Source organism: Chitinophaga sp. (assembly GCF_039596135.1).
Lineage (GTDB): Bacteria > Bacteroidota > Bacteroidia > Chitinophagales > Chitinophagaceae > Chitinophaga.
In genome coordinates this window covers 16,611-32,919 of sequence record NZ_JBCNKH010000064.1, presented here as the reverse complement: position 1 = coordinate 32,919, position 16,309 = coordinate 16,611, and the positions used below count along the sequence as shown (strand labels likewise).

Below are 16,309 nucleotides of genomic sequence, written 5' to 3'. Positions count from 1 at the left end.
GGGTTGATCAATGGTTAGCTTTGTGTCCAGGGCGGGGTTCAGAGGCACAAATATATTGGAACCCGCTATCTGCCTGCCATGATCAAAAATGCCTGCGGAAATGGTGCTGGCTTCATGAATAGCCAGTGGTTTTGTATACAAAGGTGACTGTGCATCCGGCAATTGATTAATGGCATACCGGATCTCCTTATTGGAATTAGTATTGATGTTTACGGTGGCTGTCCGGTCATCATTTATCTTGTAAGTAATCACCGGATCAGGGCTGGCAGTTAGTAAATCAAACCACGCGGTGCCCTGCTGAATCAGTTCCAGCGAAAGAATAGCCGTGGTAGAAGATGCCGGCGCCTGAAACGTGAAGTTGTATTCCGCCCAGTCAGGTGTCAGTGTAAATGTATGATCCTGTTCCATGGCATCAATGGCGATGCGGAAAGTAGGCATCTGTTCCTGCGCTTTGGCTTTTGCCCTGACAGATACGGTATAACTGTTGCCCTTCGTCATCACCATCGGTATCAACCTGATTTTATTACCACCACTATCCACTGGTGTGATCAGTCGCAGGCTAAACATGCCATCTACATGCTGACGGGGATCTGCAAAAAATGAAGCTCCTACATCTGCCTTACGATGGCTTGTGCTTGTTACATTACTACCAATCGGTAACCCCGGGCTCACAATATTTTCAAAGCTGGGATTCAGGGTCATGTTATCTGCAGGAATTGCAGGTACAACATCTTTACGAATCAGGTATACCCGCGTACCATATGCATCGATGATATCATGTATGGTACCATTCTCTAACGGTACTTCCCTGTTTTCAAACCAGCATTGTGCAGTCGCATGCTCGTGCAAGGAAGTGGTCAATGTATATACCTTTGGTTTATTCTCATTATTCACAGCAATCAGCAAAGTATTTCCCTGATAGCTGTATGCTTTTGTTAATATTTTCGGATCATCTGCATGTAGAGAAGGCGCTACATCCGGCGATAATAAAAAAGACGTCATTTGAGCCGTTTCCACCGCCACATTACTGGCAGCTGACCATGCAGATACTGATTGCGGATTCAGATTGCCCGGTGCATGTACATAGTATTGAATACCCTTTGCTCCTCCAATCAATCCCATATAGGTCATCAACCTGATCTCAGCACCTGTTGGCTCCCTGTTCCACATTTCCTGCCCGCCAAATGCCTGTGGCACCAGCCATACAGATTTTTCGTAGCGGTAAGCGTTGGCATATTGTGTCAGGTCTTCCAGCACCTTATCTGCAGGACCAGGAATAGGATAAGGATCAGTCATCGCTATATCCATGGTATTCCTGAACTCATTTGCTTTTTGCGGCATCATGAACACAATGGAAACAGGATGATAAGGATCCAGTTCGTGAATCAGTTGATACGCCCTTTCCAGTACAGCCGGCGGGCGACCCTGCCCATCGGGTTCATCATTGATGTAATAAGACAGTAAGGCAGGATGATCTTTAAACGCCAGCACTTCACTTTTCAGCAAAGCAAGTTTTTCGTCTTCAGTTTTATCCAATCCTTTGTCGCCATTGTGCCCACTGCCAACGAGGGAATTTACACCATATTGAACTTTCACTCCTACCTGTGCACAACGGTCCATATAATTTTTGCGCTCCGCCAGTCCTTCAGGCAGGTTTCCCTGGTATACGCCAATCATATTGAACCCATGTGTCACTTCTCTTTCAGGCAGATCGCCAACGGGAACGCAATAAAATCCAAAGGGGAAAAAAGGTAATCCATCGGCAATTAATCCGCCGGTGAGTTGGTCTATCTGAACCGCATTGGCTTTGGGAGTAAGTTTTACGATGTTGATCTCTCCCTGTTGTACAGTGGTGCCTTCTTTTTCCAATACATAATGCAAAGCAGTCGAACCCGTTGGCAATGCATTCAAACTGAATTGAGTCGAAAGCCGCTGCCCCTCTGTTTTAGCAGTCGTTTCAACTGGTTCGTTGCGAAGAGATAAAATGAGTTTGTAATGAGCCTGATCAGGCAATATGCAAATAATACTGCCTTCTTTTTCAGTGAGGTAATAATTGTACCTGGTAAAGATTTTGACCTGTGCATGTAATACCATCCCCCATATGCATAGGAGTGCACTCAGCATGACTTTCTTCATTGAGACCTGTTTTAATAATGTATGGAGTAAAGTATAAAAAAGATGATGATAAAAAAACATATTTTTGCTCTTCATATGAAACACATTCTCCTTACCTCACTTTTTCTGGCTGCTATGGCGCCCGCTATTGCGCAGACGGCTGAAAGATTAGACTATCCCCTCTGGCAACTGGAAAAAGGTACTTCACTCTCCGTATATGCTGACAAAGCTTATATTCGTAGCACACCATCTGTAAAAGGAACGATTGTTGACTCTTTGTTACCAGGTAGTACGATAGTATCAGATGAGGTCATCACTGCGGCTCCGCTAACGATGAAAGGGCTGACAACTGCCTGGCTGAAAACGCATTATACCACCGGTGGCAGGGAAGTGAAAGGGTATATCTGGGTAGGCCTGCTCTCACTGGGCACATTTACAAAAGACGATGTCACTTTCGTATATGGTTTGGAGAAAAGAACGGTTTTATCTGAAACAGAAGAGACGCTGACTGTTCGTGTCAAAGCAGTAGATAAAGACCATCGACTGCTGGACATGAAAGAATGGACTGTGAGTGGTGGCGAAAATGCCAGAAGCACCGAAAGTAAACTACTGGGCGAAATGGGGCTGGACAGTGTAAAAGCAATTTTCCGTCTCAACTTCAGTGGCGATGCTTGTGGCTTACCAACTGATTACTATTATTTTGGTTGGAATGGCAGCAAATTACTCCCGCTGCCCGGCAAAACAAATATCTTCGATGCCGGTGCATTTGCCTATACCGAAACACTGATATTCCCAAAAGAAGTCAACGGGCAACCCGGTAAGATTCTGAAATTGAAAGTATCAGAACAGTATGCCGAAGACGGAGAAACAGTAGAAAGCAAAAAAGTAGAAAGAGAAGTTTATACCTGGGATGGCAGTAAAGCCACTAAACAATAATCTGCTTTTTTACGACTATTCGTAAAACGACCAAAATTAACGATATGTCGTAAAAAGCATTCTCTGCCCAAAACACTAACCAACTTAATTACAATATCTTATATACTGGAATGACCTTTGTTTGCTTTTTCGTGACTAATTAAATTCTCATGAAACAAGGCAACATGATGGTGGAATTTCTTTTATCGCTCAGTAATGACATTGCCCTGATTCGTGACAAAGACGATTTTCTCAGGGTACTGCGGGAGCGATTAAAAGAGGTGATCCATTTCAACGATATTGTCATCAATATCTTTGGCGACGATGGTAAGTCCCTGGTACCATATCTTTATTATTCGGAAGGCCGGCGCAGGCATCATCCAGCATTTCAACGCAGTGGACACAGCAAATTGGGCAACGACCATATCTTCGAAGCTGTTATGGCTTCAGAACAGCCGCTGGTATTCAATGTAAGAAAGCTCTTACAGACTAAATCCCCGCCACCTTATATTCCATTGTTCCGGGAAACGGGCATCGTGGAATTTTCAGGGATCCGGCTCCGTACTGCGACACAGGAAATAGGATGCCTGTTTTTATTTTCTGAACAGACAGGTACCTTCCCGGATCCTGTTTTACAAATCATAAAAGGTGTTTCGCATCAGCTCTCCATTGCCCTGGCCAATATTCTCGCCAATGACCGCATTGCAACCCAACTAAAAGAAATCGAAAGCTATAAGCAAAGACTGGAGAATGAGCCCCAGTACCAGCAAAAAGAGATCGCCCATGCGGATATAGTAGGTAACAGCCGGGAAATGCAACAGGTATTTCGCCTTATTTCGCGGGTGGCGCCTGCAGACAGTACAGTGTTGATCCTCGGCGAAACCGGTACTGGCAAGGAACTCATTTCAAGGGCCATTCACAACCAATCTCCCCGCAGGGATAAACTGCTGGTGAAAGTAAACTGTGCTGTACTCGCTGCCAACCTTATTGAAAGCGAATTGTTCGGACATGAAAAAGGCGCCTTTACCGGCGCGATTGAGCGTCGTATTGGGAAGTTTGAACTGGCCCACAATGGTACTTTGTTTTTAGACGAAATAGGAGAGCTACCCCTGGAATTACAGGCCAAATTATTACGCGTATTACAGGAGAAAGAAATTGAACGCATCGGCGGCAGAAACCCTATCCGGGTCGATGTTCGCATCATTGCCGCCACTAACCGTGATCTGAAAAAAGAAGTAGCAGCCGGCCGTTTCAGAAGAGACCTGTTTTACCGGTTGGATGTATTTCCGATCGTAGTACCTCCGCTAAGGGAACGGAAAGATGAAATTCCTGAACTGGCGGATTATTTCATCCAGCGTTTTGTACGCAGGGCCGGCAAACCTGCCATGCGTCTTGGAGAAACAGTCAGGGAAGAAATGATGGCTTATCACTGGCCGGGCAATGTGCGGGAATTGGAACACCTGATAGAACGAAGCGTGTTACTGACCAGCGGCACCGTAATAGAACAGTTGTTTATGCCCGCTGCTATCACAAAAGAGATTTTTGTCAGAAAAAGCCATTAAACAGCCAACAAAAGGACGTGTTTTTACAAACAACCATTTCCCGATTCGACGGACCTTTGTTTTGTTCACAAGCCACACGACTATGCTATACATCGCAGATCAGTTCAACCATGTAAACCAGTTTTTCGTATTACTGGATTCGGCCATTGCAGATATTAAGTATGCATCTCCTATCAGGATGAGAACAGTGAAGGAATTTGCTGCCAGTATGGAACTGCATCCTAATTACCTGAATACTTTGCTGAAGCGGCATACAGGCGAGAATGTGAGTTCGCATATCAGGAAGCGGTTGCTGGAAGTATCGAAGAATTTACTGTTGGAAACGGACTGGTATGTGCAGGATATCAGTTACTGTATGGGGTTTTCGGACCAGCCTAATTTTAATATGTTTTTCAAGAAGAATGTAGGGTATACGCCTTCGGAATATAGAAGACTCGCTGTTGCTATAGACAACAGCGAGTCCATATCCATTATTCCTTCACACCAGGTATAAATATCTCTCCTGTATTCTTATCCATATAGCCTTTCTGCCCATTCGGCATCTCTATCAGCAGTGCATTCCTGTCATGGTCCTCATCCAGGATCGCTTTCAGCACCGGTTTTTTCAGTTCTTTCATGGTTGCTGCTACCACCACACCTTTCTTACCATCCAGGTAGGTCTCAATAAATGCATAGCGGCCCACCATATCTTCCCTGAAGAGCACATCGTCGTAAATAAATGGCAACAATACCTTGCCACTCATATCAATCACTCCTGTTTTACCATCTTTCACCGCTTTGATTTTGGAAGGGAAGTTCTTATCATTTGGATAATAAGACAGGTATTCCAGCTGTGTATATCCATTCAGATCTGTACTATCCAGGCCTTTGTATTTATTGGTCTCACGGTTCTCCAGTACTGCACGCCATTTGTCATTGCCCAGTTTATAGATGTACATATCTTTGGCTTTCTTGTTCAGCACTTCACCTTCTGCAGGCATAGCGGAGGCAGGTTTGTCCTGTACATTGCCCGGAGATGCTGTGCGGAAGCTGGCATCATAGTAAAATACCTTGTCATCGCCTTTTTTAGCGGCTACATACACGGTATTGCCGGAATACACTTCTTCGATTTCGTCATATTCAGGTTTCAGTATTTCCCTGCCGCTGGTTACGTCTACCACCCCATAGGTATCGCCCATGGTGATGAGGGCAAATTGTTCCAGTGCGGGGTCATTGAAGCCCGTTACCTGGTTGTAAGGTGCCTTACCGTTCTGCATTTTACCGCTCTGGGCGTCAAAGATGCCCATTTTGCCGTCTTTGTTCACGAAGTAATAACTACCCTTGGAATAGCTGGATCTTTCCGGTAACAGGTCTGTAAACAGGCCGCCGATTGGCTTATCATTGCGGATATCTATGATCTGATAGCCCTTAATATTTCTGGCAATGGCGGTAAAGTCCTGAAAGGCGTTGGTAATATTCGTATAGGAGGGGGCGACCATGATAGCGCCATTGGTGTTGATCAGTCCTATTTTTTTACTACTTTCTACACGGGCGTAGCCATTTCTGAATACGTCAATGCTGTCAAATTGTGGCTTCAGCAGCACACTTTTGTTCTTATCAGTCAGGCCCCATTTGCCTTTTTCGGTATAGGGATAGGGTCCCTGTGCCTTGCACCAGGCGCTTAATAAGAGCACCGGTAAAAAATATGCGGTTTTCATAGGTATGTGATTGATTGTGATGGAGTAAAAATAGGGAAAAATTATAATATAAATCAGCACTTATTGATCGCATACCAGGCAGCCCCTGTCAAAGCTGTTTTTTCATTGAGGATGATCTGTACAGGAATATCTTCCAGCAAGGGTTTCATTCTGCCTTTTTCACGAAAGGCTTTCATGAAGGCACCGTAATCAATTTTCTTTACATTTTTGGGTACAATACCGCCTCCGATGTAGATACCGCCGGTGGCTTTCATTTTGAGGGCGAGGTTACCGGCTTCGGTGGCGAGGTAGCGGAAGAAAATGCGCATGGTCTCTACGCAGATGGCTACAGTATCTCCATTTTCACTGATTTCTGCGGCTACATCGTGTACAGCCATCCTGTCCAGCAGCCAGCCCGGGGCGTCCATGTCTCTTTCTTCTTTCAGAAAGTTGAAGATGTTCACAATGCCGGGGCCGCTGAGTACTCTTTCCCAACTCACATGGCCAAATTTTCTGCGGAGATAAACCAGCAGATCGTCATCCAGTTCGGTAATGGGGGCGAAGTCGCTATGGCCGCCTTCGGTAGCGAAGGGAAAATAGTGAGTGCCGTCCAGGAATAACCCGGCTTCGCCCAGACCAGTGCCGGGGGAGATCAACGCAATATTACCTTTTTGTGGATGGCCGGTGTGCAATGGATGAATATCGATTTGTTCCAGGGTGGCGAGACCGTAAGCGTTAGCTTCGAGGTCGTTTACAATAAAAACAGGACGTTTGTCAAATTGTGCAGACAGGTGTGCTGCATCTATTTCCCAGGGAACGTTTGTAATCTTTGCTTTTCCAGCCAGCACCGGGCCGGCTACGCCCAGGCAAATACGATCCGGGGTAGGTTCATTGCCAAGAAATTTTTTAATGAGCTGGTCGGGGCCCTGATGATCTTTGGTGGAATATTTCTCTTCTCTTATAAGGGCGAGCTTGCTGCCATCGTATTTGTAAAGTGCCAGGTTGGATTTGGTACCACCTATGTCGGCAGCGAGCAGGGTGTGGGCTGGGTGAGTAGAGGGGCACGAGTTGCCGGAGGAGATGCCAATGGGTATCATCATTTTTCATTTAAGGTAATTAAGTTAGTGTTTTTTCGTGGGATGGCATGATGATGAATGTTCAAAATTAGTTAAATTCAAAGTATGTATAAATGGACCATAGGTTCATAAAATTCAGATTCAATGAATAAACTTCAAATCAGCATTGTATTGTTGCTCATTGCCTTTCGGCCTGCTATTGCACAACAAGTGAGTCACCTGGTTCCAGAAAACAGAACTGTTACCGCGTTAGAAGAAAAACCCGGCGTACACTTATCTGCTGTTGAGGGATCGGGTGTTGCCTGGGTAAAAGATGTCACTTTTACCAATGGCACAATCGAAATAGACCTGAAGGGGAAAAATGTAAAGCAAGGTAGTTTTATAGGGGTAGCTTTTCATGGTGTGTCGAAAGATGATTGTGAAGCGGTGTATTTTCGGCCTTTCAATTTTGTCGCCACTGATAGTCTCGCCAGAATGCATATGGTGCAGTATGTGCAGGATACGCTATATGGATGGCAGCGATTGAGAGAGGAACACCCGGGGGTGTATGAAAATAAAATAGTATCTCCTCCTGATCCAAATGGTTGGTTTCATGTAAAAGTAGAGGTAGCAGGTACTGCTATCAAAGCTTATGTGAATAATAGTCTGTGCCTTTCTGTTACTTCTTTGAATAAGAAGAGTACGGGAAAGGTGGGGCTTTGGGTAGGGCATACTTCTGATGGGGATTTTGCCAATCTAAAAATCACTAATCAATAAAGGCAGTCTTTTTAGAGAAATAGAATGCTTCTCTACCAGTCAATAAAGGCAGCCATTCAACCGCAAAAAAGATGCTTCCTTTCCAGTCAATAAAGTACACACCCCCCGGCGCCAGCCGGAAAAAAAATATCTCTTCCTTGCTGCCGCAGGCCAAAAACAAAAATCCCCCTCTCAATGAGGGGGACCCTTTTCCCGATTTAGACTCTATTGTAACCTAGAATATATTCGCAATCAACTGCAATGCGCCATACTTCTTTTCCGGGTTGAACATCGCCGTAGCTGAAATAGGAACATGATACTTAAATATTGTCAAATCCCTGTTCACTGTAATCCCTGCATTCACCACATTCGGATGGTTCCCATAAAAACTCTTATCCCCACTAAATGAAAATCCCCCACCCACAAACGCATGAACATTATACACCTCATCCGCAAACAACACCTGATCCACCTGCACATAATGTGAATACGCATTTGCCAGACTACTATCCGCCTTATAATACGTATCCCTCCCCAGCACAATCGTATTCCAGCTCAATGTCAGCGGCAGCTTCATCTTCTGAAAAGTATACGCAACCCCTACATCCACAAAATGAGAAGTCGTTCCTTTCTTATAGTCAAACAAATCAGCATTTGGATAATCACTAAAGTTGTTAATATCCCAGATCGCCGCACTAAACCCCTTATTCATATACTTCACATAGTAATCAAACTCTTTATAGTCACCGGTAAAACTCGCACCTCCCCAAAATCCTGCCTGCCAGTGCCCGTTCTTTGATTTATAATACATATCCACATCAGTAATAGGTGCATTAGACACCTTAAACCCACGCCACAAGTATAAATTCCGCACCTGCAAATTCAATCCAAACGGCTCATATTTCTTTGTAGTTGTTGTTGTGTCTTTATCCTGCGCACTCACTTTTGGGACAAAGAATATCCCGCATGCAACCGAGAAGGTTGCAATCAATAACTTTTTCATGACGATTCCTATTTTAAATACATGAACAATAAAGCGGCCAGCGTAGCGCCTACAACAGGTCCCAGCACAGGTATCCAGGCATAACCCCAGTCTGCACCAGCTTTAGATTTTTTGAACGGCAGCAAGGCGTGTACAATCCTTGGTCCCAGGTCTCTCGCAGGATTAATAGCATATCCGGTAGTACCTCCCAGCGATAAGCCAATCACCCATACCAGGAACGCTACTGGCAAAGCACCCATGGAACCCATGCCGATAGTTTGTGTGTCTCCTATTTTTGGATCGGTAAAGTAGAGGATAGTGATCAGCAGTACAAAAGTACCTATCACTTCACTGATGAAATTGCGGCCCAGGTTTCTCACAGCAGGCGCTGTACAAAACGCAGCCTGTTTGGTAGGTCCGTCTTCGGTAAGATCAAAATGGTCTTTATAAAATACCCATACCAGGAAAGCACCGAACATGGCACCCAGCAGCTGTGCTGCCCAATATACCAGGGCCTGTGCCCATGCTAATTTTCCTAATATTACCATTGTCAATGTTACAGCGGGGTTCAAATGGGCGCCGGTATAGGGACCTGCTACACACACACCAACAAATACGGCCAATCCCCATGCTGTTGTAATCACAATCCATCCACCTCCATTTCCTTTCGTGTCTTTTAACACGACATTGGCAACCACTCCATTGCCCAAAAGAATGAGCAAAGCTGTACCTATAAATTCTGCAATAAACGGTGTCATAACTTGATGATTAATTTAGTCGCGCTATTTCCTCTGAAACTAGTGTGCAGGCTTTTTCATAAACTGGTTATCGTACACATTTTTTTCAAAGTGGAATAGGTGAAATTTAGTTAGTTTCAGGATAGCCGGCCCTGTAAGGAGCCAGGCGTTCTTATCGATTATTCGTTAGCCCAGCCCCTGGTGCGTTCTACCGCTTTTTTCCAGTCTGCCAGCAGTTTTTCTGTGTTCTGTCCATCCAGTTCCGGCTTGAAAGTTCTGTCTATAGACCATTGTTTCTTCACTTCATCAACACTGTTCCAATAGCCTACTGCCAAACCTGCCAGGTATGCGGCACCCAGTGCGGTTGTTTCCAGTACTTTCGGCCGTACTACATTGCTGCCAAAGATATCTGCCTGAAACTGCATCAGTGCATTGTTCGCTACCGCACCACCATCTACTCTCAGCTCTGTAGACCGCTTGCCGGAGTCTGACTCCATGCTCTTTAGCAGATCGTACACCTGGAATGCAATACCTTCCAGCGCTGCGCGGGCAATGTGGCCGGCGGTTGTACCACGGGTAATACCAAAGATGGCGCCACGTGCATACTGATCCCAATAAGGAGCACCTAAACCTGTGAGCGCAGGTACAAAATATACGCCGCCGTTATCTTTCACAGAAGCAGAGAGTGTTTCACTTTCGGCAGAGCTGTGAATGATACCCAGCCCGTCGCGCAACCATTGAATGGCTGCACCACCTACGAATACGCTACCTTCCATCGCATACGTCACTTCACCATTGATCTTCCAGGCCACTGTAGTGAGCAGGTTGTTCTGAGAATATACAGGCTTGTTACCAGTGTTCATGAGCAGAAAACATCCTGTACCGTAAGTGTTTTTAGCCATACCTTCTTCTACACACATCTGTCCGAAGAGGGCAGCCTGCTGGTCGCCGGCAATACCTGCGATCGGAATTTTAGATGCAAAAAGGGTAGTGGCAGTTTCACCATATATTTCGCTGCTTTGCTTTACTTCAGGCAGCATACTGGCAGGAATAGTGAGCAGGTCCAGCAGCTCCTGGTCCCACTGCATAGTGTGGATGTTGAAAAGGAGGGTACGGGAGGCATTTGTAACATCGGTGATGTGCATGTGGCCACGGGTAAATTTCCATACCAGCCAGCTGTCAATAGTACCGAAACACAGTTCACCTTTTTCTGCTTTTTCTCTCGCACCGGGTACATTGTCGAGGATCCATTTTACTTTGGTACCTGAGAAATAGGCATCTATCACCAGGCCTGTTTTTTCACGAATCAGGTTGGTATAGCCTTTTTCTTTCAGTTCATCGCAGTATTTTGCTGTGCGGCGATCCTGCCATACGATGGCGTGGTAGATAGGTGTGCCTGTTTCACGATCCCATACCACAGCGGTTTCACGTTGGTTGGTAATACCGATGGCGGCGATGTTGGTACCATTCAGGTCTGCTTTGGCGATGGCTTCTGCAGCCACAGAAGATTGGGTGGCCCATATTTCATTTGCATCATGTTCCACCCATCCAGGTTGTGGAAATATCTGTTCAAAAGGTTTTTGTGCGACCGCTTTTATTTCTCCGTTATGGTCAAAGATAATAGCGCGTGATGACGTGGTACCCTGGTCGAGGGCCAGGATGAATTTTTCGTTCGTGTTCATACCTCAGGTTTTTAATTTTGTTCCAAAGTGGCATGTAGCAATGGCTACTGCCTGTCTCCCTCGGGGGATGCTATAAAGCTGTATAAATATAACGTGGTGGGTATACGCTGATTAATTCAGCGTATATCCCTTCGCAAGTATTGCAAAATCGGCGAGTTCTGCCTGTATCCAGGCCGCATCTTTATTTAGTTCTTTCGCCATCAATTGTGCTACCACCGGTGCTGCAGCCATGGCTGCATGTACATCCAGGAAGAGCAGGCGAATACGGCGACCCAGTACATCTTCCACACGACGGGCATACTCATTCCGGATGGCCCAGATTACCATTGCCTTATTGTATGGGAAGTTAGGCACCAGCAGTTCACCCAGTGCATGATCTTCAGCAACAAGTTTGTTGATAGCAGTCATATCGGCACCATAAAAACGCAGCGGATCATTTTCATCACTCTGTTGTACAAAACCATGTATAGGCAGGTGTTCTGTCTTACAGGCTTTCGCTGGCAATACACCTGTTTCTATGGCTTTGTCAATTGTATCCTGCGCCATTCTGCGGAAGGTGGTCCATTTACCACCGGTGATGGTGATCAATCCGGATTCAGATACAATGATTTTATGACTACGTGAGATTTCTTTTGTTTTAGCACCATCTTTACTTGGCGCCGCCAGTGGACGCAGACCAGCAAATACTGCCAGCACATCTTTGCGGGTTGGCTTTTTCACCAGGTATTTTGCGGCAGTGTTGAGTATAAACTCAATCTCCTGCTCCAGTGCATGTGGTTCCAGTTCAGGATGATCGCGCAGGGTATCGGTAGTACCCACAATCAGTTTGCCATGCCAGGGCACAGCAAACAATACGCGTCCGTCATCCGTTTCCGGAATCATGAGTGCATTATCGCCAGGCAGGAAAGAATGATCCAGGGTAATGTGTACTCCCTGGCTCGGCCGTACCATGTGTGGAGCGTCCGGACGGTCCATATGCAGAATGTTGTCTACATACACCCCGGTAGCATTGATCACTACCTTACCATTCGCCTCGTAAGTCTCACCGGTTTCGATGTCTTTCGCAATAATCCCACTCACTTTCTTATTGTTATCTTTCAGCAAGCCGGTTACTTTTACGTAGTTCAGCACGGTTGCGCCATTTTCAATAGCGGTCTGGGCTACATTGAGTGCCAGGCGGCTATCGTCAAACTGGCCGTCATGGTAGACTACGCCACCTTTCAAACCCTCCTGTCTGATAGTAGGCAGGGCTTCGATTGTTTTCTGTTTGTTGATATACTTAGATGCGCCGAGGCTCAGTTTGCCGGCTAATAAATCGTAAAATTTCAGGCCGATCGTATATTTGATATTATTAAACCAGGAGTAATTCGGAATAACGAAAGTTTCGTTTTTGGTCAGGTGAGGTGCATTTTTCAGTAGTAATCCCCTCTCGTGGCAGGCTTCCTTTACCAGGCCCAAATCTCCCTGCGCCATGTAGCGTACCCCGCCGTGCACAAGTTTGGTAGCTTTGCTCGAAGTGCCTTTGGAATAGTCTGCCTGCTCAACCAGCAGGGTTTTATACCCCCTGGTGGCAGCATCCATCGCAATGCCAAGACCCGTTGCGCCGCCGCCAATAACAATAACATCCCATGACTTAGTGGAGGATAGGTCCGATATTAACTGCATTCTGTTCATAAAGTAAGGAGTTTAAACAAAAAGAAACTTTCTAATGGTTTCCTTTTGTTGTATAAAGTTGTTTCGTTTTGTTATTATTTCCAAATTTTTCTTCGGATTTAAGCTTTTTTTAGGAAAAAAGTTAACCTTGTATTACTTTTCAGTTACTATTTTACCAATTTAATACCAAGCCAGAGTTATGAAATTCGAATCTATGGCACAGCGGCACGCTTACATCCTAGAACGCCTGCAGGCAGAAGGAAATGTGAGGGTAGCCGATCTGTTTGAGGCATTGGATGTTTCGGCAGTGACCATCCGTAAGGATCTTAAAATGCTGGAGGACAAGAAGTTATTGTTTCGCACCCATGGCAATATCAGCAGGGCTAACCCCTATACAAAAGATAGAAATGTAAGTGAAAAAGAAAACATCCTGGCCGATCAGAAAACGCTTATTGGCAAGCGGGCGGCAGAAATGATAGAGCCGGACGACGCTATTATTATAGCATCAGGAACTACTGTATTGCAGGTAGCAAAAGCTATTCCGCCAGATTTGCGGGTTACAGTACTCACTTCGGCCATGAATATTTCCATGGCACTGCTGGACAAACCTAATATTGAGATCGTGCAGCTGGGGGGTATTGTTCGCAAAACCTCTACTTCTGTCACAGGAACTTATGCCGAAGGGATACTGGACCATTTTACCTGCAGCAAGCTGTTTCTGGGGGTAGATGGTATTGATATGGAGCAGGGGTGCACCACTTCTAATATGATGGAGGCATTGCTGAATAAGGCCATGATCCGCACGGCCCAGAAAACCATTATTGTAACTGACTCTTCTAAGTTTGGCAAACGGGGTTTTGGAAAAATATGTCCACTGGGGGATATCGACCAGATTATTACAGACGATGGCATCAGTGCTACGATGGTACGGGACCTGGAAAATATGGGCGTGGAAGTTATAATCGTTTAATACAGGCATCCGATTAATCCAAAACGAATTTTGATTGCTTTGCATATACGACAAAGAGGTTGGATCAAAAATAAAATAACCTCCTGAGAACTGCTTAAAACGATGCCTGTTTCCAGGCAGGTATCCAAATAAAAAACAGCCTGGATCTTACTTTTGATCCAGGCTGTTTTTTATTATAATGATGAAGGCCAACCCGGGAAGGTGGCCTTCTATTGCGTTGCTTCCCGCTCTGATTCGGGTTGCTGCTTTGCCGTAAAAAGAGGGTTAACAAACGACGAAAGCTATATAATTGCCCTCTATTTGGGCAAGCGTGGTTATTATGAGGAGTTATTTCGTTATCAATGAATGCTGAGGGTTTGCATAGGAGAAGGAGTTTACAATATATGTATAACCCCATCCTTTGAAATATTGTAAGTCACTTCTTTTGTGTCTGTCAGTTGTTGCAACAGATGGATAATTGGCTTACTCTTATCCAGGATTACTCCGATAAATTTCTTGCCGGCGGCAGACTTTTCCACTATCATTTTTACCCTCATATTTCTGCCTACTACCTCTGCTATCCGTTCGATAGTGACATTATCAGGAAATACGATAATCCCATCTCTCCAGCTCAGTACTTCATTTGCATCAAATTCATGGATGGAGATGGCCTGAGAATCGATAGTAGCGGTTTTGCCTGGAATGAGGAGGGCACTGTTTTCGCCTTTAGCTACTTTTACACTACCCTGTACGAGACTAATCCGGGCAATACCGCTATCGTATGTGTTGACATTAAATTCTGTACCTAATACCTCTACCTGCCTGTTGAGAGGAAGGTGAACAATAAATGGATGACCGGCCTTAGTGGCGACTTTTACATAAGCTTCTCCGTCTATACTGATTTCCCTGTTAGCCCCGTCGAATTTCAGCGGGAAGGAGAGGCGGGAGGTATTATTTAATAATACCTCTGATCCGTCATCCAGTATGACTTTATAATTGTTTTTGCCCTTTGGCACGGTCAATACCCCCAAATCGTGGGTATTGCTGTTCAAAGAGCTAAAGGAGAGCGAGCCGGTTCCCGGATGCAATGCTACCCCATTCACATTTGTAGTAGCATTGGATTCCAGGTTGATTTCCTGCTGGCCTATTTTCAATAAAATGGTTTTACCGTCTTCCCATGATGCCAGGGTTGCTGGCTGTTGGGGTGTCAATAAATAATAAGACAATCCGCCAACCAGGCCAATTGAGCAGGCAGCGGCGGTAAATACGCGGATGTAGCGGTTGCGCACGCGCTTTCTGGCCCTGGTAATCAACTCTGCTGCTGAGATACTGCCACCTGCAAGGGCAGCGAGATTTTCAGTTTCCATGTCTTCACGAATCCCATCATACAGCGCCTGAAGCTCCGGCCGGTCGATCATCAACTTATCCAGTTGAGTTTTTTCGTCCGGTGTGATCGTTCCCAGTATGTCTGCCACGATCAATGTCTGTATGTCAATAGCTTCCAGATCCATAGTTGATATAATTATAGACAAACCTAAAATCCCAAAAGTATGATCGAAGGAAAAAAAATTATTTTAACTGTAGTTTATTGCGGATAATCTTCAGGGAGGAGTACAATTGAGTTTTTACGGTATTGATAGAAATACCTTCAATTTTGGCCACTTCCTTGTGCGGGCGGCCTTCTATATAAACCATTTCCACTGTTCTGCGGCTTTTGTCAGGGAGGTCCTGCATGAGCCGGGTAACGTTTTCGAGTTGTTCGTTTTCTGGTTGTTCGCCGGACTGTTCTTCTGTGCTCATAGCAGAATATTGCTGATTACGCCTGGTCAGGTTGGTGTCATGTTTTATTTTGTTCAGACAATTATTGGCCGCCATACGGGTGAGGTATGCCCTTACTGCGGTCATTACTTCTATATCTTTTCTTTTATTCCACAGGTTGATAAAGACTTCCTGGGTCACATCTTCCGCATCATGAACATTTCGCAGGATGCGGAAGGCAGCTACGAACACATCCCTGCGATATTTGTTATATATCTCAGCGTATGCGAGTTCGTTTCCGTCTTTGATCAGCTGAAAAAGCTTAACGTCCTGCTCTTGAATCATTATGTTCGGATTTAGGTACACGGTTTACATATCCTGACTGCTCTGGTGCATTTATGATTATTTGGGGATTTGTTATTGTGGAATTATTCTTTACCAAAAGTACTTAATTTTTCAGAATGTCATA

At 45.2% G+C, this 16,309-nt stretch carries 14 protein-coding genes; 5 read left to right on the top strand and 9 right to left on the bottom strand.

Annotation, left to right across the window (positions count from 1 at the left end; translation table 11 throughout):
• The coding region (locus tag ABDW16_RS25370) for a carbohydrate binding domain-containing protein (RefSeq protein WP_343673670.1) at positions 1-2,136 on the bottom strand (2,136 nt) is incomplete at its 3' end.
• Between the two features lie 75 nt (positions 2,137-2,211).
• Between ABDW16_RS25370 and ABDW16_RS25365 the strand changes: the two genes are divergently transcribed.
• The 3 genes from ABDW16_RS25365 (at position 2,212) to ABDW16_RS25355 (ending at position 5,085) form a co-directional block, all read left to right on the top strand.
• Positions 2,212-3,051: a hypothetical protein gene (locus tag ABDW16_RS25365; protein WP_343673669.1), complete on the top strand. Its 840-nt coding sequence runs from the start codon at positions 2,212-2,214 to the stop codon at positions 3,049-3,051.
• A 149-nt stretch (positions 3,052-3,200) separates the two neighbouring features.
• Entirely contained in the window at positions 3,201-4,592 is a 1,392-nt protein-coding gene (locus ABDW16_RS25360; RefSeq protein ID WP_343673668.1) for a sigma 54-interacting transcriptional regulator, read from the top strand.
• Positions 4,593-4,674: 82 nt separating this feature from the next.
• On the top strand, positions 4,675-5,085 hold the full coding sequence (locus ABDW16_RS25355; protein ID WP_343673667.1) for a helix-turn-helix transcriptional regulator: 411 nt from the start codon (positions 4,675-4,677) through the stop codon (positions 5,083-5,085).
• Here the strand turns inward: ABDW16_RS25355 and ABDW16_RS25350 are convergent.
• Positions 5,063-6,289, bottom strand: a complete 1,227-nt coding sequence (locus tag ABDW16_RS25350) for a WG repeat-containing protein (RefSeq protein ID WP_343673665.1) — start codon at positions 6,287-6,289, stop codon at positions 5,063-5,065. The genes ABDW16_RS25355 and ABDW16_RS25350 overlap by 23 nt on opposite strands.
• A gap of 53 nt (positions 6,290-6,342) precedes the next feature.
• Positions 6,343-7,368: a glucokinase gene (glk, locus tag ABDW16_RS25345; protein ID WP_343673664.1), complete on the bottom strand. Its 1,026-nt coding sequence runs from the start codon at positions 7,366-7,368 to the stop codon at positions 6,343-6,345.
• Between the two features lie 120 nt (positions 7,369-7,488).
• On the opposite strand from glk, the gene ABDW16_RS25340 reads away from it, so the two are divergent.
• Positions 7,489-8,100 (top strand): hypothetical protein, encoded by a 612-nt coding sequence (locus ABDW16_RS25340; RefSeq protein ID WP_343673662.1) that lies wholly within the window; start codon positions 7,489-7,491, stop codon positions 8,098-8,100.
• Between the two features lie 214 nt (positions 8,101-8,314).
• On the opposite strand, the gene ABDW16_RS25335 is transcribed toward ABDW16_RS25340, so the two are convergent.
• The 4 genes from ABDW16_RS25335 to ABDW16_RS25320 form a co-directional block, all read right to left on the bottom strand.
• Positions 8,315-9,082, bottom strand: a complete 768-nt coding sequence (locus tag ABDW16_RS25335; RefSeq protein ID WP_343673661.1) for a hypothetical protein — start codon at positions 9,080-9,082, stop codon at positions 8,315-8,317.
• 8 nt (positions 9,083-9,090) lie between these two features.
• The gene (locus ABDW16_RS25330; protein ID WP_343673660.1) at positions 9,091-9,819 is read right to left on the bottom strand and encodes an MIP/aquaporin family protein; all 729 of its coding nucleotides are present in this window, start codon (positions 9,817-9,819) and stop codon (positions 9,091-9,093) included.
• A 158-nt stretch (positions 9,820-9,977) separates the two neighbouring features.
• Positions 9,978-11,480, bottom strand: coding sequence for a glycerol kinase GlpK (gene glpK, locus ABDW16_RS25325; RefSeq protein WP_343673658.1), 1,503 nt, complete (start codon positions 11,478-11,480; stop codon positions 9,978-9,980).
• Between the two features lie 111 nt (positions 11,481-11,591).
• Positions 11,592-13,154, bottom strand: a complete 1,563-nt coding sequence (locus ABDW16_RS25320) for a glycerol-3-phosphate dehydrogenase/oxidase (protein ID WP_343673657.1) — start codon at positions 13,152-13,154, stop codon at positions 11,592-11,594.
• 178 nt (positions 13,155-13,332) lie between these two features.
• Between ABDW16_RS25320 and ABDW16_RS25315 the strand changes: the two genes are divergently transcribed.
• Entirely contained in the window at positions 13,333-14,103 is a 771-nt protein-coding gene (locus tag ABDW16_RS25315) for a DeoR/GlpR family DNA-binding transcription regulator (RefSeq protein ID WP_343673655.1), read from the top strand.
• A 374-nt stretch (positions 14,104-14,477) separates the two neighbouring features.
• On the opposite strand, the gene ABDW16_RS25310 is transcribed toward ABDW16_RS25315, so the two are convergent.
• Both ABDW16_RS25310 and ABDW16_RS25305 read right to left on the bottom strand, forming a co-directional pair.
• The gene (locus tag ABDW16_RS25310; RefSeq protein WP_343673653.1) at positions 14,478-15,593 is read right to left on the bottom strand and encodes a FecR domain-containing protein; all 1,116 of its coding nucleotides are present in this window, start codon (positions 15,591-15,593) and stop codon (positions 14,478-14,480) included.
• Positions 15,594-15,651: 58 nt separating this feature from the next.
• Positions 15,652-16,185, bottom strand: coding sequence for a sigma-70 family RNA polymerase sigma factor (locus tag ABDW16_RS25305; RefSeq protein WP_343673651.1), 534 nt, complete (start codon positions 16,183-16,185; stop codon positions 15,652-15,654).
• Between the last annotated feature and the right edge of the window lie 124 nt (positions 16,186-16,309).

What these genes read in the sequence shown, in the direction of transcription:
- ABDW16_RS25305 (WP_343673651.1), bottom strand. Translation starts at nt 16,185, where the DNA reads ATGATTCAAGAGCAGGACGTTAAGCTTTTTCAGCTGATCAAAGACGGA.
- ABDW16_RS25315 (WP_343673655.1), top strand. Translation starts at nt 13,333, where the DNA reads ATGAAATTCGAATCTATGGCACAGCGGCACGCTTACATCCTAGAACGC.
- ABDW16_RS25365 (WP_343673669.1), top strand. Translation starts at nt 2,212, where the DNA reads ATGAAACACATTCTCCTTACCTCACTTTTTCTGGCTGCTATGGCGCCC.
- ABDW16_RS25360 (WP_343673668.1), top strand. Translation starts at nt 3,201, where the DNA reads ATGAAACAAGGCAACATGATGGTGGAATTTCTTTTATCGCTCAGTAAT.
- ABDW16_RS25320 (WP_343673657.1), bottom strand. Translation starts at nt 13,154, where the DNA reads ATGAACAGAATGCAGTTAATATCGGACCTATCCTCCACTAAGTCATGG.
- glk (WP_343673664.1), bottom strand. Translation starts at nt 7,368, where the DNA reads ATGATGATACCCATTGGCATCTCCTCCGGCAACTCGTGCCCCTCTACT.
- ABDW16_RS25350 (WP_343673665.1), bottom strand. Translation starts at nt 6,289, where the DNA reads ATGAAAACCGCATATTTTTTACCGGTGCTCTTATTAAGCGCCTGGTGC.
- ABDW16_RS25340 (WP_343673662.1), top strand. Translation starts at nt 7,489, where the DNA reads ATGAATAAACTTCAAATCAGCATTGTATTGTTGCTCATTGCCTTTCGG.
- ABDW16_RS25335 (WP_343673661.1), bottom strand. Translation starts at nt 9,082, where the DNA reads ATGAAAAAGTTATTGATTGCAACCTTCTCGGTTGCATGCGGGATATTC.
- ABDW16_RS25355 (WP_343673667.1), top strand. Translation starts at nt 4,675, where the DNA reads ATGCTATACATCGCAGATCAGTTCAACCATGTAAACCAGTTTTTCGTA.
- ABDW16_RS25330 (WP_343673660.1), bottom strand. Translation starts at nt 9,819, where the DNA reads ATGACACCGTTTATTGCAGAATTTATAGGTACAGCTTTGCTCATTCTT.
- glpK (WP_343673658.1), bottom strand. Translation starts at nt 11,480, where the DNA reads ATGAACACGAACGAAAAATTCATCCTGGCCCTCGACCAGGGTACCACG.
- ABDW16_RS25310 (WP_343673653.1), bottom strand. Translation starts at nt 15,593, where the DNA reads ATGGATCTGGAAGCTATTGACATACAGACATTGATCGTGGCAGACATA.